This is a genomic window from Ferrovibrio sp., assembly GCF_041906005.1.
In the GTDB taxonomy this organism is placed as follows: domain Bacteria; phylum Pseudomonadota; class Alphaproteobacteria; order Ferrovibrionales; family Ferrovibrionaceae; genus Ferrovibrio.
In genome coordinates this window covers 991,312-1,009,452 of the sequence record NZ_JAYRJY010000001.1, presented here as the reverse complement: position 1 = coordinate 1,009,452, position 18,141 = coordinate 991,312, and the positions used below count along the sequence as shown (strand labels likewise).

Below are 18,141 nucleotides of genomic sequence, written 5' to 3'. Positions count from 1 at the left end.
CTACTGACGGGCGGAAAGCGCCGCAATCTGGCGCTCGGCCTCGGGCGTGCGGCAGGGCAGCAGGATTTCCACCGCCTGCGCGCCGTCCGCGGTCGCATCCTGCCGCAGGCTGGCACCGTGCAGGTCGAACAGGCCGCGGGCCACGATCAGCGAAAGATTGGTCTTGGCGCGCCGCCGGTCGGCAATGTCGACCAGATCGGCAAAGACCTGACGCGGCTGCACGGGACTCAGGCCCCCGCTGTGGCATTCGATGCGCAGACCCAGGCGGGCATCGCCATCGCGGGCCACCTGGATCACGACGCGGCCGCCTTGCGGCGTGCCATCCAGGGCGGCGGCCATGACGCTGTCCAGCGCCTGGCGCAGGCGCTGGCTGTCGCCGGTGATGACGGTGTCGGGTACCAGGTCGGGCAGGTCGAGCATAATGGCGCGCCGTTCGGCCAGCTCCTGCCATTGGGCGGCATCCTCGCGCCACAGGGCATCGAGCCTGATCGCGGTGGGTTCCAGCGCCATCTGGCCGACCTCGATGGTGGCGATGGCGATGATGTCATCCAGCAGGCGCAGCAGGTCGCGCGAGGTTTTCATGATGTCGCTGCAATATTCTTCCTGCCGCGCATTCATCGGGCCGAGGATGCCCTGGGCCAGAACTTCCGTCATGCTGATCAGCGTGCCCAGCGGCGAACGCAGGTCATGCGTGATGTTGCTGATGAAGGCCGCGTTCATGCGGTCTGTGCGTTCCAGCGCTTCGTTGCGTTCGCGCAGGGCGCGCTCGATGCGGATGCTGGCGCTGACATCGAGATAGGTATACAGAACCGCGCCGTCGGGCAGCGGCACCGACGCGTAATCGATCACTGCGCCATCGCCGCGTTCCAGCCTGCCGCGGCCGGCCTTGCGGCTGGCGAAACTGTCGACCAGCCGTTCGCGCATCTGGCTCCAGTCGGGCCCGCGCTGCATCAGCGGTCGGGCCGCCTCCAGCACCTCGGTGATGTGAGGGTGGCGGTTCAGCAGATCGGGGTCGATCTGCCAGAGCTGGGCGAAGGCACGGTTATACAGCGACAGGCGGCCATCCGAACCATAGACAACGACTGCCTCGTAGAGGTTGTCCAGGGTGGCGCGCTGGACGGCGATCATGGTGTTGGTGGCGCGTTCCAGCGTCAGTTGCCGGGTCACGTCGTCATAGGCGAACAGCAGGCCGCCGGAGGGATAGGCGCTGATCACCAGCCGCAGGGTCGAACCGTCGGGCAGGTGGATCAGCTCCTCCTGCCGCTCGATGACGGTCGTGAACAGCGACAACTGAGCGCGCTTGTACGCCTGCCAGTCGATCTGCTCGGGCAGGCGGCGTTCGGCGCGCAGCTGTTCCAGCACCTCGCCAAAGGTCGGTCGGGTTTCGAGCCAGGCTTCGTCCAGTTGCCATAGCCGCGCATAGGCCCGGTTCCAGATCAGCAGTTTCTTGTCAGGGCCATATATCGCTGTGGCGGTGGAGATGGTGCGCAGCACCTCCATATGGGCTTCCATATGGCGGCGCAGCTGGCCGCGTGCATCGGCCTCCGGCGTGATGTCCTGGCCGAAGCCAAGCGTGCCGCCACCGGCCGGCAGTTCGAAAATGCGATAATTGCGGCGGTCGCCTTCGGCGACGAAGCGCCGCTCCTGCATTTGCAGGGCATTGGCGGTCAGCGCGGCCCTGGCCAGCTCGCGCGGCTGGTCGAGGTCATGCGCGGAGGCCAGTTCAAGGCCGCGCTTTACGGTATCCTCGGCATCGGTCTCGGCCAGTTGGGCATAACGGGCATTCACCCAGACCAGACGGCCATTGCTATCGCGGCGCCAGATCGGGAAGGGCGCGGCATCCAGCAGGGCCTTGGCCTCGGCCTCGGTGCGGCGCAGGGTCGATATCTCGATATTCTGGCGTTCGTGCTCGGCCTGCAACGCCGCAAGCTGTTCCTGCAGAGCGGCCTTGGCCTTGCGTTCGCCGTCACGTTCGACGGTGCGCATGTCGAAGGCGGCCAGTGCGGCCTGTAGCTGATCAGACAGGCGGCGGCTGCGCAGGACCTGCCAGCCGGCAAGGCCGATGGCGGCCCCGGCGACAACGCCAAGCCAGATCGTCTCGTTCAGCGGCATCGGTCCGCATTCCTCTGCATCCCGCCACTATCGGCCAGCCCGGCGGCCCAAGACAAGGCGTTAAAAACAATGAAGGCCAGGCCAGGAATATTTCCTGGCCTGGCCTTTGCTGAACAGAAGGGACTGAACCCGATCAGTAGCGATAATGATCCGGCTTGAACGGACCGGTCTCGGCGATGCCGAGATACTTGGCCTGCTGGTTGGTCAGCTTGGTCAGCTTGGCGCCCACCTTGGCCAGGTGGAGGCTGGCAACTTTCTCATCCAGATGTTTGGGCAGGGTGTAGACCTGCTTCTGGTATTTGCCCGGATTGGTCCACAACTCGATCTGCGCCAGAACCTGGTTGGAGAAGGAGGCGCTCATCACGAAGCTGGGATGGCCGGTGGCGTTGCCCAGGTTGACCAGGCGGCCTTCCGACAGCACGATCAGGCGCTTGCCATCGGGGAATTCAACTTCGTCCACCTGCGGCTTGACGTTGTCCCACTTGTAGTTCTTCAGCGCGCCGATCTGGATCTCGCTGTCGAAATGGCCGATGTTGCAGACGATGGCGCGGTGCTTCATCTGGCGCATGTGGTCCAGCGTGATGACATCGACGTTGCCGGTGGCGGTCACGAAGATGTCGCCCTTCGGGGCGGCTTCTTCCATGGTGACGACTTCATAGCCTTCCATCGCCGCCTGCAGGGCGCAGATCGGATCGATCTCGGTGACCATCACGCGGCAGCCGGCGTTGCGCAGGCTGGCGGCCGAGCCCTTGCCGACATCGCCGAAACCGGCAACCACGGCGACCTTGCCGGCCATCATGACGTCGGTGCCGCGGCGGATGCCGTCGACCAGGCTTTCGCGGCAGCCATACAGGTTGTCGAACTTCGACTTGGTGACGCTGTCGTTCACGTTGATCGCCGGGAACAGCAGGCGGCCTTCCTTGGCCATCACATACAGACGGTGCACGCCGGTGGTGGTTTCCTCGGTCACGCCCTTGATGGCGGTGCCCATCTTGGAATACCAGCCCGGCGCTTCCTTCAGCTTCTTGGCGATCGCGGCATAGAGGACGGTTTCTTCCTCATTGGTCGGCTTGGTGATCACCGAGGGATCCTTCTCGGCCTGCATGCCCAGGTGGATCAGCAGGGTGGCGTCGCCGCCATCGTCCAGGATCATGTTCGGCGTGCCGCCATCGGCCCATTCGAAGATCTTGTGGGTATAGTCCCAGTATTCCTCCAGGGTCTCGCCCTTCACGGCAAAGACCGGGATGCCGGCCTTGGCAATGGCGGCGGCGGCATGATCCTGGGTCGAATAGATGTTGCACGAGGCCCAGCGGATATCGGCGCCCAGCGCCTTCAGGGTCTCGATCAGCACCGCGGTCTGGATCGTCATGTGCAGCGAGCCGGCGATGCGCGCGCCCTTCAGGGGCTGCTTCTTGCCGAATTCCTCGCGAATGGCCATCAGACCGGGCATTTCGGTCTCGGCCATGTCCAGTTCCTTGCGGCCCCAATCGGCGAGACCGATATCCTTGATCTTGTAATCCGCGCTCATTCCGCAGCTCCAGCGTTCGTCAGTTTCACAACTGCGCGGCGGTATAGCAGGGCCGGAAAGGGTCTGTCCAGCTTTATATAAAGAAATCTTTATATAGGAATATAGGATTACGGGGCTGTTATTCCGACTCCCCGAACTTGCCCTCCACCAGCTCGACCAGGGCAGCCATGGCGGCCGGGGCGTCGGGTCCGCTGGCGGCGATCTCGATGCTGGAGCCCTGGGTGCCGGCCAGCATCATCAGGCCCATGATCGATTCCCCGTTAACGGTCTGGCCGTCCTTGGAAACCTGGATCTTGGCCTGGGGGAAGCGGGCGACGACCTGGACGAACTTGGCCGCCGCGCGGGCATGAAGGCCCCGCTGGTTCGGAATCACCACGCTTTGCCGCAGCGGTGCGCCGGTGGCGGTCGTTCCATCCATCAGGCGGATTCCCCTGCCAGCAGCTTGGAGGCGACGTTGATGTACTTGCGGCCGGCTTCCTGGCCGGCATTCACCGCGGTCGCCATATCCGACTTGGCGCGTACGCTGGCCAGTTTGATCAGCATCGGCAGGTTGACGCCGGCGATCACCTCCACCTTGGCCTGGTCCATGATCGATATGGCGAGGTTCGACGGCGTGCCGCCGAACATGTCGGTCAGCACGATCACGCCGCGGCCGGTTTCCACCGCCGCCACGGCGGCAAGGATGTCCTTGCGGCGCTGCTCCATATCGTCATCCGGCCCGATGCAGACGGCGCGCATGTTCTTCTGCGGGCCGACCACATGCTCGGTGGCATGGATGAATTCCTCGGCCAGGCGGCCATGGGTAACAACGACGATGCCGATCATGCAGCCGATCCTGGGGCGATACCGGTCATTGGGGATCCTCGAGATTGCCGCTCAGGCATTCGCCAAGTCGCGGTCACGGTGCCGGATATCGACACGTTGTCCGGCCTCGCGCAAGTGCCGGCCAAGGGCCTCCGCAACCACAACCGAGCGATGCCGCCCGCCGGTACAACCAATGGCAATGGTCAGGTAGCGCTTGCCCTCGGCAGCGTAGCGCGGCAGCAGGGTGGAAACCATGTCGTTCAGCTTCGCGAAAAAGTCGGTATAGCCGGGATCGGCCGCGACATAGGCCGCCACAGCCGGATCGGTGCCGGTTTGCGGGCGAAGGCGGTCGTCATAATGGGGGTTGCGCAGGAAGCGCACATCGAACACCAAATCCGCCTCGCGCGGCAGGCCCAGTTTGTAGGAGAACGAGAGCACCATGATACTGAGGCCGGGCAGGGCGTCCAGCGCGAATTGCGCCGCCAATAGCTGCCGCAATTCGGGCAATGTGACGGTGGAGGTATCAAAAATCTGGTCAGCTTCGAGCAGCAGGGGCTTCATCAGATGCCGCTCGGCGGCGATGCCGTCGGCCACCGGCCGATCGGCCGCCAGGGGATGGCGCCGCCGCGTGGCGGTGAAGCGCTTGAGCAGGACTTCGTCTTCGCAGTCAAAATACAGCAGCTGAACGCTCAGGTCGGGCCGCTGTTTGAGTTCGCCGATCAGGGCGATCACGCGGTCGGGCTGGAAATCGCGCGTGCGGCTGTCGACTCCGATGGCAATGGCGCGTCGTGTGGGATTGGCCGTCGTAGCGCTGTCTTCCGCCTCCACCAGCGTCAAACGCCGCAGCAGAAGGATCGGCAGGTTGTCGACCGCCTCGTAACCGAAATCCTCCAGCAGCTTGAGCGCGGTGGTTTTGCCCGCGCCAGACAATCCGCTGACGACGACAACGCGAACAGGCTCGACAATCGCGTCAGTCATCCGTTTTGCCGTGAGCCTGCCGTGCCGGTCATCCGCGCTTCCGCCGGTTCGAACAGCAGCCCGGCGGCAGCGCGCGCCAAGGCCAGCTTTACCTTGATGGCGGCACTGGCCGTGAAGGGGTCTAGCGCCAGCACGGGCACGGTAATATCGAGCAGCGACTCAAACCGCGGTTCGGGCAGGCGCGGCATCAAAGCCGGTTCAACCAGGTCGATGGCCAGCGCGACTGGCGTGGGCGGTGCCGGGATCATGGCAACAGGCCCCAGACCGCGAATTTCGATCTGCCCGTGAATGGCCGGCGGCGCCGAGGCGATCAGGCGATTGCCCTGTCGCTGCAGCAGCGTCTGGTCATCGGCCACCAGGCGCGCGCCGGCATCGATCAGGCGCAGCGCCAGATCGGATTTGCCCGCGCCGGACGGTCCGCGCAGCAATACCGCCTCGCCCGCTATTGCCACGCAGCTTGCATGCAGTCTGATCATTGCCGCGCAGACTGCCGTTCGTGGCCCGGCAGAGTCAATACGCGATCGCGGCCTTCGGGGAGGCGGCTAGCGGTTTGTTACAGGGGCAGGCGTACGGTGAAGCGGGCGCCGGTCTGGCCATCGTCGCGGTTGTCGGCGTAAATCTGGCCGCCCAGCGACTGCACGATCTGGCGGGCGATCGAAAGGCCAAGGCCGGAATGCAGGCCGAAGGCTTCGGAGGATGGCCGCTCGCTGTAAAACCGCTCGAAGATGGATTCCCGGTTTTCCTCCGGGATCCCCGGCCCCTGGTCGGTGACGCTGAAGACCACATGGCGGGGATCTCGGCGGACGGCAACGCTGATCACGCCGCCGGGCGGGCTGAAGGAGATCGCGTTGTCGATCAGGTTGCGTGCCACCTGACCCAGGCGCCCCTCGAAACCCGGCGCCATATAAGGACCGGGCTCGATCACCTTCAACTCGATCTTTGGCATATCGCCCTTGGTGCGGTCGATATAGGTGCTGACCACCGAACGCAACATTTCGGCGATGTCGATGGGCGCAGCCTCGATACGGGCCAGTTCGGCATCGAGTCTCGATGCGCCGGAGATATCGGTAATCAATCGATCCATGCGACGGACATCGTCCTGCATCACCTGCAGCAGCCGCTCGCGCAATTCCGGTTTCTCGGTGCGGCGAAAGGTTTCCATGGCGCTGCGCAGCGAGGTGAGCGGATTTTTGATTTCATGCGACACATCGGCGGCGAATCGCTCGATGGCGTCCAGGCGTTGCGACAAGGCTGCGGTCATGGCGCGCAATACGCTGGAGAGGTCGCCGATCTCGTCCTGGCGCCGGGAAAAATCCGGGATCGAGAGATGGGCAATCCGGCCCTTGGCGGCGCGGATGCGCTCGGCCGCCTCGGCCAGGCGGTGGATCGGCCGCACGATGGCGCCGGCCAGATAGAGGGAAGCCAGCACGGTGAAGCCAAGGACGGCGGCGAAGATTTTCAGCACGCCCAGCCGTTCCTCGCGCACGCGGGCATCGATTTCGGCACTGTCGACATTCATCATCAATGCGCCAACCACCTTGCGCAGCCCCTGCACCGGCACGGCAACCGACAGCATGATGCGCCCGCTGGCCAGATCGCGTAGCTGTTCGGTCGCGTCACCGGCCAATGCACTGCGTGCCTCGCTATAGTCGTTGGCATGCGTGAAAGGCAATTCGACATATTTCGGCAGATGAAGCCTTGTCATGAACAGGGCGTTGATGCGGTCGTAGATGCCGATCAGCACCTTTTCCCACGGGGTGTCTATATTGGGCGGCGGGAGCTGGCGGGTTATCACGCCGCGGCCGGCGGCCAGCAGCGATCGGCTGTCGGCGATCATCTCGCCCTCGCTGTCGAACAGCCTGGCCCGGGCGCTCGATTGGGCGGACATGCGTCGCAACAGCTGCCGCGCCAGCTCGGGTTCCAGCGCGGGGGCCAGTTCCGAGGGGCTGATGGCAGATTCGCCAAGCGCGCCGGCGATCAGGCTTGCCTCATAGCGCAGGGCGGTCAGCCGGCTGTCGATCAGGCTGAGGCGGAACTGGTCCAGATAGAAGAACGCCAGTACCAGCGAGATCGGTGCGGCCAGATTGATCAGCAGGATGCGGCGGGTCAGCGGCGACATCAGTCGCCGCCGCGGGCGGGTGTCACTCACCGGTCTGCTCCCGCCGCAGACGGCCAGACATCAGGCCGCCTGCTCCTTGAAGCGATAACCCACGCCATAGAGAGTCTCGATCGCATCGAAGTTGTCGTCGACGGCCTTGAACTTCTTGCGCAGTCGCTTGATGTGGCTGTCGATCGTGCGGTCATCGACATACACGTTGTCGTCATAGGCCGCATCCATAAGCTGGTCGCGGTTCTTCACATGGCCGGGCCGTTGCGCCAGGGCTTCCAGCAGCAGGAACTCGGTCACGGTCAGCGTGACATCCTCGCCGTTCCACGTGCAGCGATGCCGGGCCGGATCGAGCGACAGCGGGCCGCGCACGATCATCTTGTCGGCCGACGTCTGCTCGGCGCCGGGTTTGCTGGCTTCGGCGCGACGCAGCACGGCCTTGATGCGCTCGATCAGCAGGCGCTGGCTGAACGGCTTGGTGATGTAGTCGTCGGCCCCCATCTTGAGGCCGAGCACCTCGTCGATCTCCTCGTCTTTCGAGGTGAGGAAGATCACCGGCACCTGGCTGACGCGACGCAGACGGCTGAGCGTTTCCATGCCGTCCAGCCTCGGCATCTTGATGTCCAGGATCACCAGATCGGGCATTTGCTGGGTCAGATGGCGCAGGGCTTCGGCACCATCATTGTAGGTGCGGACCTTATAGCCTTCGGCTTCCAGGGCGATGGATACCGAGGTGAGGATGTTGCGGTCGTCGTCGACCAGGGCGATCGTGGCGCTCACGGCAAATTCCTAAATCCCTGAGACATGAATGAGAAATCCCGGAAATCCGGTGATTGGGGTCACATCTATATAGCAAGCCGCTAGCCGATTTGCAGGGGGTAGGCCAGGGTCAGGGCCATGAATCTCGCCCCGCTTCTGGCCGCAGGCCCGGCTGTCCATATCCATCTCGCCGCCACCCTTGCGGCGCTGGTTCTCGGCATGGCCATGCTGATCCGTCGCAAAGGCACGGACTGGCATAAACGTCTGGGGTGGCTGTGGGTTCTGCTGATGCTGACGGCCGCAGTCAGCTCTTTCTGGATCACCGGGCTGAATGCCGGCAAGTTCAGCCCGATCCATGCCCTTTCGCTTCTGGTGCTGGTGGCGGTGCCGGCGGCTGTCTACGCGATCCGGCATGGCCGTGTGCAGACGCATCGCCGCGCCATGATGATGCTGTATTTCACCGGCCTCGTGCTGCCGGGCCTGTTTACCCTGCTGCCGGCACGACTGCTGGGCGGTTTGGTGTTCGGCAACTAAGGGCTGCTCTCAGGGCAGGCCGTCGGGCGGCAGTATCACGAAGCTGACGCGGCGATTGCGCATGCGCGCGGCATCGGTGCGGCCGCGTACCACCGGCCGCGTATCGGCGAAACCAACGGCTTCAAGCTGCCCGGCAGGCACGCCGCCGGCGATCAAGTGCCGCACGACTGTCGCAGCGCGGCCGGCCGACAATTCCCAGTTACTTGGAAAACGCAGGTTGGCGATCGGCAGGTCGTCGGTATGGCCCTCGACACGGATGAAGCTGTTCAGCCGCGCCAGGTTGGGGGCCAGTTTCGCCATCAATGCCGCGCCCTCGGGCCTCAGATCGGCCTGCCCCAGTGGAAACAGGATATTGTCGCCCAAACGCACCACCACATGGCGATCGACCCGTTCGACCACGGCATTGCGGCCCAGGCCTTCGCGGGCCAGCAGGGCGGCAAGCTCGCGCGAGGTGCGGCTCGCCCAGGTTTGCGGCGTTTCCGGCAGGCCCGGTTCTTCCGGCGCGGCGACGCTGGCATAGGCGCGGCTGATGCCGGCGGTGGATTGGGGTTCAGCCGCGACATTCGGTGGTGGCGGGGGTGCCACGGCCGGGCGCGAGGTCGGAGGGAGGCTGTCCTGCGCGAGAGTATCGGGCGGCAACTCGCCATCCGCCGTCAGGACCGGTACGAAAACCGGGCGCAGCAACGGCGATTGCAATGGTTCTGGTGTGCTTTTGACGAAGGTCATCATCGAAACCAGCACAACGAAAATGGTAAGCAGCAGTGTCACGGTGTCGCTGTAGGTGACCAGCCAATGGCCGCCATCGGCATCGTCGGGCGGCGTATAGCGAACGCTGCGCCAGTTGGGGCGGCGGGGCCGTGCCGCCGGGTCGTGGGCAGGCTCAGCCATGAATTTCATCCCGGTAGTCGCGCATGAAGCTGTTCATGGCTTCGCGCACCATGGTTGGACCGCGACCCAGCGCAAGCAGGGAGATGCCTTCCAGCAGCATGTTCAGCTTTGCCACGCGCTGGGCCGTGCGCTGTTCCAGCTTGATGGCGATCGGGCGGAAAATCAGGTTGGCCAATACCACGCCATAGACCGTGGTGATCAACGCCAGCGCCATGCCTTCGCCGATGGCGCTCAGATTGCCGCCGCCAAGCTCTCCCAGCATCGCCACCAGACCAACCAGGGTGCCGAGCATGCCGAAGGCAGGGGCGAATTCCGCCATGGTGCGGAACAGCTTGGCCTCGGCGGTTTCGCGCTCGACCATTTTCTGGATTCGCCAGCTCAGCAGGTGATGCACGTCCTCGATGGACACGCGATCGATCACCAATTGCAGCCCGAGGCGCAGAAAGGGATTGTTGACGCCGTTGGCGATCTTCTCGGCCTGCGGCAGCTGGTGTTTCTGCAATGCCATTGCCACCTGCTCCAGCACGTCGACCTCGCGGCCAAGCGGCGGCTCTTCATGGAAGATGGCAAACAGGGAACGGCCGATGCTGGCCAATTGCGACGAACGGAAGGACAGAAACGCGGCGGCGACCGTGCCGCCCAGCACGATCACCAGGCTGCCCGGATCCCAGTATGAGCCGGCGCCGGCGTTGCTGCCGAACAGGATAAACGCCACCAGGGCGGCCGTGATGACGACGCCGATGGAGGTTGAATTGATGATCTGGATGGAGGATTTGCTGGGGCGGGACATGACTGGGAACGACGATTGGCGCGGTACTCATACCGCAAACCCGCTTTTCCCAGTCATTACAAATTGTTTAGGTCTCGATCTGGATCAACCAAAGGTCACAGCCTCAACGGCATGTCGTCGAGGTGGGGTATACCGGAAATTGAAAGCCGGCCCTGGCGCGCTCTATTCGCCCTGACCCAGCAACTGGCCGCGGCGACGCGAAGCTTCGAACCAGCCGAGAAAGGCTGCAAAGCCGAGGCCGAGATAGAGAATATTCAGGCCCAGCGCACCCAGCATCAGATCGCCCCGGAAGCTGCCGTCGATCAGCAGGGCGCGCATGCCCTCGAACACATAAGCGGGTGGCAGCGACCAGGCCACGGTCTGCAGCCAGGCAGGCAGCACGGTGACCGGGTAATACACCGCCGCCACCGGCAGGAAGAGGAAGGTGGCGGCCCAGGCAATGTTCTCGGCGCCCAGGCCATAGCGCATCACCAGGCCGCAGACCGCAATGCCGATCGCCCAGCCGAACAGGACAAGGTTGGCAAAGAAGCCGGCTAGCGCGAAACCCATGGAGTAGATGGAGAAATCGAAGAACAGCCAGGCCATCAGGCTGACCGGGATCATGCCCAGCAGGGTGCGGATCACGCCCATCAGCAAAACGGATGCGGCGAATTCGCTGGGCCGCAATGGACTGACGAACAGGTTGCCCAGGTTGCGCGACCACATTTCCTCCAAAAAGGAAATGGCGACGCTGAGTTGCACGCGGAACAGCGAATCCCACAGCATCAGGCCCGCCAGCAGGATGCCGAAGGCCTGCGCCACGTAGGATGTCTTGCCGGCCAGGAACTGGGTGAGGAAGCCCCACATGATCATCTGCACGGCCGGCCAATAGATGATGTCGATGATGCGCGCCCAGGAACCGGTCAGCAGATAGGCATGCCGGCGCAGCATGGCGCCGATGCGATTGGCGCTGAAACCGAAAATCTCGCCGTTCATGCTGCTGTCTCCGCCTGCGCCGCCTTGCCGCGGCCGCGGGCTATGTCGAGGAACACGTCCTCCAGATTGTCCCGGCCATATCGTTCGATCAGTTCGGTCGGCGTGCCGCGATCAACGATGCGGCCCTGTTTCATCATCAACACCTGATCGCACAGCCGTTCCACTTCGGCCATGTTGTGCGACGCCAGCAGGATGGTGGCGCCGCGCTCGGCGCGATAATCTTCCAGCAGGCTGCGCACCCAGTCGGCGGTGTCGGGATCCAGGGACGCGGTGGGTTCGTCGAGCAGCAACAGTTCCGGCCGGTTGATGAGCGCCTTGGCCAAGGCCACACGGGTTTTCTGTCCGGCCGACAGGGCGCCGGCCGGCCGGTCGAGCAAGGCGGTGAAATCCAGTTTCTGCGCCAGCTGTGCAATCCTGTGTTTGGGCTCCGGCACATCATAGAGCTGTGCGAAAACGCGCAGATTCTGGCGCACGGTCAGGCGGTGCGGCAGATCGACATAGGGCGAGGAGAAGTTCAGGCGTGGCAGCACGGCATGGCGGTTCCGCAGCATGTCGGTGCCCAGCACGGTGATGCTGCCGGCGCTGGGTTTGAGCAGGCCCAGCAGCATGGCGATCGTGGTGGTCTTGCCGGCGCCGTTGCCGCCCAGCAGCGCGGTGACACTGCCCTGGGGGACGGTGAAATCGATCCCCGCCACGGCCTGGACATTGCCGTAGGTCTTGGCAAGGCCGGCCACGGTGATGGCAGGCGGTGTGAGAGAGGGCGGAGACATGATCTAAGGCTTTTTTCCGGAAGGACAAATTTGTCCCGCCTTGATATGGACAGGCGGGGGGATTTTGTCTATAACCGCGCGCCGTTGCCACCCTGTTACACCAGACGGGCCGCAACGAGTTTGGTGGGCCCAGGTAGCTCAGTTGGTAGAGCAGGGGACTGAAAATCCCCGTGTCGGCGGTTCAATTCCGTCCCTGGGCACCATTCCCTCCATATTCCCCTCATGTTCCGATGTGGCGCCGCGTTTATCGCGATTTGCGGCCATTATCGACATGCTGATGCCATATTTCCGGCGAAAATCCCCCGGATGACGGTTTTGGAATGGTGGCCCCGCGCCCGCACGATCCTCATCCAGCTGTTCCTCGCTGCCTCGGTCCTGTCCGGAGCGGCCTTTGCCCAGCCCGCACTGCCGGTTGCTGATCGTTCGTCTACTCCGCCGGAAGCGTCCGTCGCGCCGGAACTGCGCGCCGCCGAACTCAGGGCGCTTGCCGATCAGCTTGCCGACGAAACCAGGCGGAACGAGCTGATCGCCACTCTGCGGGCCCTGGCCGCAACGCGCGAGACGGCGGCGCAGGATGGTGCGGCCCAGCGGGAAGCGGATGGCGATCCCGGCGCGGTCATCATCGATGGCGTGATGGCGCAAATGCGGCGGGCAGGTTCGGCCTTTGCTGCGTTTGGCGCATTGTTCTCCGATCTGCCGGCTCTGGCGGACTGGGCTCAGTTGCAGGTGGACGATCCACGCCGCCGCGCATTGTGGAGCGATGTCCTGCTCAAGCTGGGCGTGACTCTTCTGTCTGCCCTGTTGCTGCAGGCCCTGGCGCATCTGCTGATCCGGCGGCCGCTGGCCGTGCTGCAGCTCGCGGGTAACGGCCAGGCGCACATCCCGCCGCAGACCTCGCCGTCCGCGCTGTGGCTGCAGATCTTTTTTATTGTGTTGCGGGCGCTGGTCTCGCTGATCCCGATCGCGGTATTCGCCGGCGCGGCCTATGGCAGCCTCGCCCTGCTGGCGCCCAATGCCCTCACGCGCGATCTGGCGCAGATCGTGGTGCTGGCTTTCGTCGCCGTTTATGCCCTTGGCATACTCGGCGACGTGCTGCTGGCGCATGGAACGGCGCCGCTGCGTCTGGATGAGGAAAGCGCCGCCTATGCCCAGCTCTGGCTGCGGCGCCTGGCGATCCTGGCGGCTGTCGGCTATGTCGCGGTGCAGGTTGCGGCGCGAGTGCGGGTTCCGCCCGACGCTGTCGATACCATCGCTAAGCTGGCGGCATTTGCCCTTGCGGCTCTGCTGGCGGTTTTGGTCCTGCAATTGCGGCACCCCGTGGCGTCGTGGATTCGCGGCCGCCTGCCGCCATCCGATGTTGCGCCGGCGATGCCGCGCGGCCGGTCCTGGCGCATCCTGCGCCAGCGGATCGGCGATATCTGGCACGTGCTGGCGCTGCTTTATATCGTCGCGGCCTACGGGGTCTGGGCCTTTGAGGTTGATGGCGGCTTTCGCCTGATCCTGCGCGGCACGCTGCTGACGGTTGTGTTGCTGGTCGGGGTTCGGTTGGTGCAGCTTGCCGTCGAAAAAGGGTTCTCTCGCCTGTTTGCCATCAGCAAGGAGACGCGCCTGCGGTTTCCGGGTCTGGAAGAGCGCGCCAATCGTTATCTGCCATTGCTGCTGGGGGCCGTCCGCATTCTGCTTTATGCCACGGCCGCCATCGTGATCATGCAGGCCTGGGGGATCGACTCGTTGGCCTGGCTGGCTGGCGAGGCTGGCCGCAACATCGTGGCGCGCGTCATCACCATCCTGCTGGTGGTGCTGGTCACCGTGGCCTTGTGGGAGGTCATCGCCGCCGGCATCGAATATTACCTCACCGGTGCCGGAACAGGCGGCCAGCCGGCCGCCCGCTCGGCGCGGATGCGCACCCTGCTGCCACTGCTGCGCCGCACGGTTTCCATCGTGCTGGGCCTGATCGCGGTGCTGATCGTATTGTCCGAACTCGGGATCAATATCGCGCCGCTGCTGGCCGGCGCCGGCGTGGTCGGACTGGCCATCGGCTTCGGCGCCCAGACGCTGGTGAAGGATGTGATCACCGGCATCTTCATACTGACCGAGGATACCATCGCCGTGGGTGATATCGTCGATCTGGGCGGCAATGGCGGTGTGGTGGAGGATATATCGATCCGCACCATCCGCCTGCGCGACACCGAAGGCATCGTGCATGTGATTCCGTTCAGCGAGGTGACCAAGATCAAGAACATGACGCGCGGCTATGCCCAGGCGCTGTTCGACCTGCGGGTATCCTATCGCGAGGATATCGATGCGGTGATCGAGGTGATCAAGGCGCTGGCCGCCGAATTCCGCGCCGAGCCGGAATGGAATGCCCGCATCCTCGATGATCTGGAGATGTGGGGCGTCGATCAGCTGGCCGATTCCGCCGTGGTGCTGCGCTTTCGCATCAAGACGCTGCCCGCGCAGCAATGGAACGTGAAGCGTGAGTTCAGCAAGCGGATCAAGCAGCGCTTCGACGAACGCGGGATCGAAATCCCGTTTCCGCACCAGACGGTCTATTTCGGCGCCGACAGACAGGGCAAGGCACCGCCATTGCGGCTGGCGCGGCAAACCGGCGGCGAGGGGGGCTAGGCTTCCAGCTCGCCCAGGCTGTCGCGAATGGCCTTCAGTTTTGCATGCAGCCTGTCGTCGCGGATGCGCGGCAGCAACCGATCCAGCTCGGCCGCGATCTCGGCCGGCGTCAGATAGCCGCGATAGGCATCCGGTGCCTCATCGAGGCTGCAGGCCGGCGAAGCGGAGGGGCGAGGCTTGTCCATGACGGCAGTCTAGCCGGGAAAAGCGGTGCTGTCGCGCCGCGTATCAGGCCGCGTCGGCTTCGGCGCGGCGACGGATGTAATCGCGCCCCAGCGAGAAGCGCAGGAAAAAGCGCTCCTCCCCCTCGATCGTTGCGGTGTCGACGACATCCGCGCCCAGGCGGCGATACAGGCCCAGTGGGCGCCGCGCGGTGGTGGCATAGCCGGCCAGCAGGCCGCGGTGGCGCAGATCGGCGAAACAATCCGCCCAGAAGGCATAGCGCGCGCGCAGGTCGTGACCGTCATTGACGAAAACGGTGAGGAATTCGCACAGGCCCTTATCCTCCGGCATCGCGAAGCCGAAGGCGCTCGCCTGGCATTGCCGCAGCGCAGTGTTGACCGCGAGGGCGGCGCAGACCTCGCCATCTGACGTGCGCTGCAGGTAAACGATCTGGTCGTCGTAGGGGACGCGGGTCGCCAGTCGCTGCGCGTCGTCATCCCATTGCCACAGCCAGCGGATCAGCCGGTTGCCGGTCACCGCCGAAAAAGCCTTGTAGAATCCGGTTTCATAGGCGGCCACGGCGGCTGCATCGCCGGCATCCAGCAGCGTGAAATGCGCCGGCATCCTCATCGCGGCACCAAGCGCAGGCTGATGTCGCGGTCGGGTGCCAGGGTGATGCGGGCGATCATGCCGACCGGGGCAGGATCCGCCAGTTCCAGACGATAACGCTGCACGATCATTGCCAGCGCAATGGTCATCTCGATCATTGCGAAGTGATTCCCGATGCAGGCGTGCTTGCCGATGATGAACGGCATGAAGGCCTGGCTCGGCCAGCCAGCCTCCATGAAACGCTGCGGCCGAAACGCGTCCGGATCACCCCACAGGGCGGGGTCGCGATGCATGCCGAAAATCGACAGCAGCAGCTGGCTGCCGCGTGGAATCTGCCGGCCGTTGAACTCATCATCCTCAATGGCCTGGCGCGAGACGTGGTAGACCGACGGATAGAAACGCATGGTTTCGTTGATCGTCGCCTGGGTCAATGGCAGGCGTTTCATGCTTTCCAGGTCGGGGGCGTCGCCGGCCAGCACCTGGCTCAGTTCGTCGTGGATTTGTTCGACCAGTTCCGGTCGGCTGGCCAGTGCATACAGCATCCAGGCCAGCGATGTGGCGGTGGTCTCGAAGCCGGCGATGAACAGGGTCTTGCTTTCATCGCGCAGCGCGGCATCGTCCAGGGCCACGCTGCCATCCGGCTCGCGGACGGCGCGCATGGTCTCCAGGATATCGTGTTTCACCGGGCAGCCATGGCGTTCCGAAATATGCGCGTTGACATAGTCATCCATCAACCGCCGCGTCCGGCGCAGATGCCGGTTGGCCCCAGTCGGCATCCAGGGCGGCGGCATGAACAGGGATGTATTGCGGCGGCGCAGCCAATACAGCCCGTCTCGCACGATGGCGCCAAAGCGCGCGGAACTGTCGCGATCGATATCGGCGGACAGCAGGGCCCGGCCAATCACCGCGAGCGACAGATGCTGGGTTTCAGAGATGGCTCGGATGGGGCGGCCGGCGCGACATTCGGCTGCCCAGTGATCCAGCATGGCCTTGGTGGCGGCCTGCGCCGCCGGCGCCATGCGCTGCAGTCCGTCGAGGCGGAAGGCGGGCAGGATCTGGCGCCGCCGTTTCAGCCAGAAGGGGCCGTCGGTGGAGAGCAGGCCATGGCCAACCACGGCCTGCATGTTGCGGTAATGGAAACTGCGTTCGTATTTCTCGTGCCGTGTTACCAACACCTGTCGCACCAGTTCGGGATCGGAAACCGCGAGAAAGCGCTTGTGCAGCACGCGAAACCATGCCGCGCCGCCATGGCCGGCCGCCACCTCCGCCGGCACCAGATGCGTGGCAGACATCATCTGTGCGGCATGGCCGAACAGCCAATGGCCGCCTGCCTGCGGAAAGTCAGTGGGGGTCTCGCCGCTGGCGCCGGCCGACTTCATTGGGCGGCCTCGCGCTCAGCATCGCGCAGTCGCCGGGTTTCTTCCACGAAAGCCTCGTCCAGCCCGGCGGCGTTCTGCAGCAGCCCGCCGAAGCTGGCCGTGAAGCGCGACAGGGTCAGGCCATCGGTGATGGCATGGTCCACGCCGGCCGCCAGACAGAGCATCTTGCGTCCCTCGCGTTCGGCGATGCCGCCAATCGCCACGGTGCAGGTGAAGACATTGGGCGGCAAGGCCCAGAAGGTGCCCGGCACACCGGGGCTCTGCAGGTTGGTCAGGCCGACGGTGCCGTTGATGCGCTTGAGCAGGTGTGGGTTGTTGCGCATGCGCCAGGCAAACAGGCTGCGCACGAACCAGGGCAGGCGGGCGAAGCGGCGGCGCAGCTTCACCAGCGGGTCCTGTGACAGGTCGGTATTGGTGGCGGCGCGCAGTTCCCAGTTGATCGCGGCCAGCGATTTCGCCTGCGCGGCGCGGAAGGTATAACCCACGGCCATGCGATGCCCGTCGGGCATGCGGCGGTCGATGGCGGTGGCGATGTCGATGTCGTCGAAGCGGACCAGCGACTTGCCATGGCGGAAGGTGTGCATCATCGGGTGTTTGTGCACCGCCTGGGTCAGGCAGTAGGCAACGAACGCATGCAGGGTCACGGGCACCCGCAATTCGCGGCGATACTGCGCGATCAAAGCCATGGCGCGGGTCACGTCGACCTCGATGAAGCCGTAGACGGTATGGCGGCGATGCAGGCTGAGCGTGGTGAGCACGGCGTTGCGCACCACCGGCCACGGCTGGGAATGGAATTTGTCGGTCTGTGCCATCGTGCATGACAGCAGGCCGCATCAGATGTGGCCTGCGACTCCCCCTTCTTTTTGCCGCCGCCGCATGGCATGCGGCGCCCGGGCAGTGTCTAGCAACCGCCACGCTTGATGACCAATGCTATTTGCAGCCGAATCGGCGGCTGCCGGAAGATTGCAGAACCGGGTCATTCTGACGGCTTGCATCGGCTGGCCGGATGCTCCCATGGCGCGATATCGACGGCTTCATCCGGGACGGAATCGGCCGGTGCGACATCCCCCTGCGGCCTTGCCGCCCGGCAGCCAGCCCCGTAGATTGCCCGCAACCCGTTC

Annotated in this window: 18 protein-coding genes and 1 tRNA gene; 3 read left to right on the top strand and 16 right to left on the bottom strand. The window is 64.5% G+C overall.

The window, feature by feature from the left end:
- The 8 genes from ACE3OO_RS04930 to ACE3OO_RS04895 all read right to left on the bottom strand — a co-directional run bounded on the left by ACE3OO_RS04930 (position 1) and on the right by ACE3OO_RS04895 (position 8,309).
- Positions 1–2,112 carry a PAS-domain containing protein gene (locus tag ACE3OO_RS04930; RefSeq protein WP_374300337.1) on the bottom strand — a complete coding sequence of 704 codons (2,112 nt, stop codon included), beginning with the start codon at positions 2,110–2,112 and terminating at the stop codon, positions 1–3.
- 133 nt (positions 2,113–2,245) lie between these two features.
- On the bottom strand, positions 2,246–3,640 hold the full coding sequence (ahcY, locus tag ACE3OO_RS04925; RefSeq protein WP_374300335.1) for an adenosylhomocysteinase: 1,395 nt from the start codon (positions 3,638–3,640) through the stop codon (positions 2,246–2,248).
- Between the two features lie 118 nt (positions 3,641–3,758).
- Positions 3,759–4,058 (bottom strand): HPr family phosphocarrier protein, encoded by a 300-nt coding sequence (locus ACE3OO_RS04920; RefSeq protein WP_374300333.1) that lies wholly within the window; start codon positions 4,056–4,058, stop codon positions 3,759–3,761.
- Positions 4,058–4,465 (bottom strand): PTS sugar transporter subunit IIA, encoded by a 408-nt coding sequence (locus ACE3OO_RS04915; RefSeq protein WP_374300331.1) that lies wholly within the window; start codon positions 4,463–4,465, stop codon positions 4,058–4,060. The genes ACE3OO_RS04920 and ACE3OO_RS04915 overlap by 1 nt, the downstream gene beginning before the upstream one ends.
- A gap of 51 nt (positions 4,466–4,516) precedes the next feature.
- Positions 4,517–5,422 carry an RNase adapter RapZ gene (gene rapZ, locus ACE3OO_RS04910; RefSeq protein ID WP_374300329.1) on the bottom strand — a complete coding sequence of 302 codons (906 nt, stop codon included), beginning with the start codon at positions 5,420–5,422 and terminating at the stop codon, positions 4,517–4,519.
- A complete protein-coding gene (locus ACE3OO_RS04905; RefSeq protein WP_374300327.1) occupies positions 5,419–5,898 on the bottom strand; it encodes an HPr kinase/phosphorylase in 480 nt (159 codons plus the stop codon). Before ACE3OO_RS04905 ends, rapZ begins: the two co-directional genes overlap by 4 nt.
- Positions 5,899–5,975: 77 nt before the next feature.
- Positions 5,976–7,571: a stimulus-sensing domain-containing protein gene (locus ACE3OO_RS04900; protein WP_374300325.1), complete on the bottom strand. Its 1,596-nt coding sequence runs from the start codon at positions 7,569–7,571 to the stop codon at positions 5,976–5,978.
- A 30-nt stretch (positions 7,572–7,601) separates the two neighbouring features.
- Positions 7,602–8,309 (bottom strand): response regulator transcription factor, encoded by a 708-nt coding sequence (locus ACE3OO_RS04895; RefSeq protein WP_374300323.1) that lies wholly within the window; start codon positions 8,307–8,309, stop codon positions 7,602–7,604.
- 117 nt (positions 8,310–8,426) lie between these two features.
- Between ACE3OO_RS04895 and ACE3OO_RS04890 the strand changes: the two genes are divergently transcribed.
- Positions 8,427–8,822, top strand: a complete 396-nt coding sequence (locus tag ACE3OO_RS04890) for a DUF2306 domain-containing protein (protein ID WP_374300321.1) — start codon at positions 8,427–8,429, stop codon at positions 8,820–8,822.
- A 9-nt stretch (positions 8,823–8,831) separates the two neighbouring features.
- On the opposite strand, the gene ACE3OO_RS04885 is transcribed toward ACE3OO_RS04890, so the two are convergent.
- The 4 genes from ACE3OO_RS04885 to ACE3OO_RS04870 form a co-directional block, all read right to left on the bottom strand.
- Positions 8,832–9,710, bottom strand: a complete 879-nt coding sequence (locus tag ACE3OO_RS04885; RefSeq protein ID WP_374300319.1) for an OmpA family protein — start codon at positions 9,708–9,710, stop codon at positions 8,832–8,834.
- The gene (locus tag ACE3OO_RS04880; RefSeq protein ID WP_374300317.1) at positions 9,703–10,500 is read right to left on the bottom strand and encodes a motility protein A; all 798 of its coding nucleotides are present in this window, start codon (positions 10,498–10,500) and stop codon (positions 9,703–9,705) included. The genes ACE3OO_RS04885 and ACE3OO_RS04880 overlap by 8 nt, the downstream gene beginning before the upstream one ends.
- Positions 10,501–10,662: 162 nt before the next feature.
- A complete protein-coding gene (locus ACE3OO_RS04875; RefSeq protein ID WP_374300315.1) occupies positions 10,663–11,475 on the bottom strand; it encodes an ABC transporter permease in 813 nt (270 codons plus the stop codon).
- The gene (locus ACE3OO_RS04870; RefSeq protein ID WP_374300313.1) at positions 11,472–12,245 is read right to left on the bottom strand and encodes an ABC transporter ATP-binding protein; all 774 of its coding nucleotides are present in this window, start codon (positions 12,243–12,245) and stop codon (positions 11,472–11,474) included. Before ACE3OO_RS04870 ends, ACE3OO_RS04875 begins: the two co-directional genes overlap by 4 nt.
- Positions 12,246–12,372: 127 nt before the next feature.
- Between ACE3OO_RS04870 and ACE3OO_RS04865 the strand changes: the two genes are divergently transcribed.
- Positions 12,373–12,448, top strand: a tRNA-Phe gene (locus tag ACE3OO_RS04865).
- 103 nt (positions 12,449–12,551) lie between these two features.
- Positions 12,552–14,870, top strand: a complete 2,319-nt coding sequence (locus ACE3OO_RS04860) for a mechanosensitive ion channel domain-containing protein (protein ID WP_374300311.1) — start codon at positions 12,552–12,554, stop codon at positions 14,868–14,870.
- On the opposite strand, the gene ACE3OO_RS04855 is transcribed toward ACE3OO_RS04860, so the two are convergent.
- From ACE3OO_RS04855 to ACE3OO_RS04840, 4 genes are read right to left on the bottom strand one after another with little or no spacing between them, the layout of a single operon-like run.
- Positions 14,867–15,055 carry a hypothetical protein gene (locus tag ACE3OO_RS04855; protein WP_374300310.1) on the bottom strand — a complete coding sequence of 63 codons (189 nt, stop codon included), beginning with the start codon at positions 15,053–15,055 and terminating at the stop codon, positions 14,867–14,869. The two genes, ACE3OO_RS04860 and ACE3OO_RS04855, sit on opposite strands and share 4 nt — an antisense overlap.
- A gap of 43 nt (positions 15,056–15,098) precedes the next feature.
- The gene (locus ACE3OO_RS04850; protein WP_374300307.1) at positions 15,099–15,662 is read right to left on the bottom strand and encodes a hypothetical protein; all 564 of its coding nucleotides are present in this window, start codon (positions 15,660–15,662) and stop codon (positions 15,099–15,101) included.
- Positions 15,659–17,020, bottom strand: coding sequence for a cytochrome P450 (locus tag ACE3OO_RS04845; protein WP_374300305.1), 1,362 nt, complete (start codon positions 17,018–17,020; stop codon positions 15,659–15,661). Before ACE3OO_RS04845 ends, ACE3OO_RS04850 begins: the two co-directional genes overlap by 4 nt.
- Complete coding sequence (locus ACE3OO_RS04840; protein WP_374300303.1) at positions 17,017–17,832, bottom strand: 2-oxo acid dehydrogenase subunit E2; 816 nt, start codon at positions 17,830–17,832, stop codon at positions 17,017–17,019. Before ACE3OO_RS04840 ends, ACE3OO_RS04845 begins: the two co-directional genes overlap by 4 nt.
- Between the last annotated feature and the right edge of the window lie 309 nt (positions 17,833–18,141).

What these genes read in the sequence shown, in the direction of transcription:
- ACE3OO_RS04870 (WP_374300313.1), bottom strand. Translation starts at nt 12,245, where the DNA reads ATGTCTCCGCCCTCTCTCACACCGCCTGCCATCACCGTGGCCGGCCTT.
- ACE3OO_RS04915 (WP_374300331.1), bottom strand. Translation starts at nt 4,465, where the DNA reads ATGATCGGCATCGTCGTTGTTACCCATGGCCGCCTGGCCGAGGAATTC.
- ACE3OO_RS04930 (WP_374300337.1), bottom strand. Translation starts at nt 2,112, where the DNA reads ATGCCGCTGAACGAGACGATCTGGCTTGGCGTTGTCGCCGGGGCCGCC.
- ACE3OO_RS04845 (WP_374300305.1), bottom strand. Translation starts at nt 17,020, where the DNA reads ATGAAGTCGGCCGGCGCCAGCGGCGAGACCCCCACTGACTTTCCGCAG.
- ACE3OO_RS04875 (WP_374300315.1), bottom strand. Translation starts at nt 11,475, where the DNA reads ATGAACGGCGAGATTTTCGGTTTCAGCGCCAATCGCATCGGCGCCATG.
- ACE3OO_RS04860 (WP_374300311.1), top strand. Translation starts at nt 12,552, where the DNA reads ATGACGGTTTTGGAATGGTGGCCCCGCGCCCGCACGATCCTCATCCAG.
- ACE3OO_RS04890 (WP_374300321.1), top strand. Translation starts at nt 8,427, where the DNA reads ATGAATCTCGCCCCGCTTCTGGCCGCAGGCCCGGCTGTCCATATCCAT.
- ACE3OO_RS04920 (WP_374300333.1), bottom strand. Translation starts at nt 4,058, where the DNA reads ATGGATGGAACGACCGCCACCGGCGCACCGCTGCGGCAAAGCGTGGTG.
- ACE3OO_RS04840 (WP_374300303.1), bottom strand. Translation starts at nt 17,832, where the DNA reads ATGGCACAGACCGACAAATTCCATTCCCAGCCGTGGCCGGTGGTGCGC.
- ACE3OO_RS04850 (WP_374300307.1), bottom strand. Translation starts at nt 15,662, where the DNA reads ATGAGGATGCCGGCGCATTTCACGCTGCTGGATGCCGGCGATGCAGCC.
- ACE3OO_RS04855 (WP_374300310.1), bottom strand. Translation starts at nt 15,055, where the DNA reads ATGGACAAGCCTCGCCCCTCCGCTTCGCCGGCCTGCAGCCTCGATGAG.
- rapZ (WP_374300329.1), bottom strand. Translation starts at nt 5,422, where the DNA reads ATGACTGACGCGATTGTCGAGCCTGTTCGCGTTGTCGTCGTCAGCGGA.
- ACE3OO_RS04880 (WP_374300317.1), bottom strand. Translation starts at nt 10,500, where the DNA reads ATGTCCCGCCCCAGCAAATCCTCCATCCAGATCATCAATTCAACCTCC.
- ACE3OO_RS04885 (WP_374300319.1), bottom strand. Translation starts at nt 9,710, where the DNA reads ATGGCTGAGCCTGCCCACGACCCGGCGGCACGGCCCCGCCGCCCCAAC.
- ACE3OO_RS04905 (WP_374300327.1), bottom strand. Translation starts at nt 5,898, where the DNA reads ATGATCAGACTGCATGCAAGCTGCGTGGCAATAGCGGGCGAGGCGGTA.
- ahcY (WP_374300335.1), bottom strand. Translation starts at nt 3,640, where the DNA reads ATGAGCGCGGATTACAAGATCAAGGATATCGGTCTCGCCGATTGGGGC.